Here is a 1,197-nt window from a genome sequence, read left to right as displayed (position 1 = left end):
TGTAGTGGTCAACTAAATCCGGACACTCGGTTAGGTCTATCTTCGGCTTTTGCTGGCGGTATCCCGTCATTGTGTTGATGTGGACGTCGCCAGTTGTAGTAATTCATCAGGTAATAACTGATATCCCGCTTCGCTTCCCGCAGGCTCATGTATCCCGTTGCCGGGAGCCACTCTGACTTCAAGCTCCTGAACAGTCGCTCCATTGGCGCGTTATCCCAACAGTTACCACGCCGGCTCATACTCTGGGTCATGCGATAGCGCCACAGTCGTTGCCGATATGCTCGGCTGCCATATTGGCTGCCCTGGTCGGAGTGAAACAGCACGCCGGACGGACAACCCCGCTGCTGATACGCCATCTCAAGTGCTTTCACGGCCAGCTCGGCATCTGGCTTATCTGACATCGCCCACCCCACAACCCGCCGGCTATGCAGGTCAAGCACCGCTGCCAGGTAATGCCAACGGCCACCTGCCCAGACGTAGGTGATATCGCCACACCACACCTGATTGGGGTGCTGGACATCAAATTCGCGGGCCAGCAGATTGGGAATGTCCGGTCGTTCAGATTGTGCCACCTTATAACGGTGTGCGCCTGGCTGTTTGGATGACAGCCCGGCTTCCTTCATCAGGTTACGTACTTTGAATCGGCCAATCTGATACCCCAACTCCCGCATCATCGACATCAAGGCGCGGCTGCCTGCCGAGTCCCTGCTCGCTTTGAACAACCGGCGCAACTCACAGCGCTGCTGCATTCGCTCACGGTTAATCGTCCGTCTGCGAGTCAGATAATCGTAAAAACAGGAGGTGGGAACATCGAAAGCGCAGCAGACCAAGGTGATGGGGGCTTGCTCCCTTAATCGGTCTATCAGCGCGTACGTGTGAACTCGTCCGCCATCAAGAGAGCAGTAGCCTTTTTTAGAATGTCCTTTTCACGTTCGAGCCGGTTGATGCGGGCTTCCAGCTCCTGAATTTTTTGCTGCTCCGGAGTCAGCGCTTTGCCGATTGGGGTTGTGCCAGTTCGTTCGGATTGCAGTTGCTGAACCCAGCGGCGAAGCACGGTTTCACCGACATCCAGTGAACGGCTGGCTTCAGGGACAGAATATCCCTGGTCGAGCACCAGGGATGCGGCTTCGAGTTTGAATTCGGCAGTAAATGAGCGACGTAATCTTGTCATTGAACACCTCAGGTCATGGTGGCGAC

1 protein-coding gene is annotated in these 1,197 nt (G+C 55.6%); it reads right to left on the bottom strand.

Translation table 11 applies throughout. The annotated features are described in order from the left end of the window. Positions 1-8 precede the first annotated feature (8 nt). Positions 9-1,171 (bottom strand): IS3 family transposase gene (locus BN1119_RS20060; protein ID WP_157438658.1). Its coding sequence is split into 2 segments (ribosomal slippage): positions 9-916 and positions 916-1,171, totalling 1,164 coding nucleotides; the frame shifts between segments, so codons are not numbered across the junction. Positions 1,172-1,197: the final 26 nt, after the last annotated feature.

The sequence above is a fragment of the Aeromonas bivalvium genome (assembly GCF_000819765.1).
GTDB classification, from domain to species: domain Bacteria; phylum Pseudomonadota; class Gammaproteobacteria; order Enterobacterales; family Aeromonadaceae; genus Aeromonas; species Aeromonas bivalvium.
Note: the sequence above shows the minus strand (reverse complement) of the source record. Positions and strands in the feature narration are given on the sequence as shown.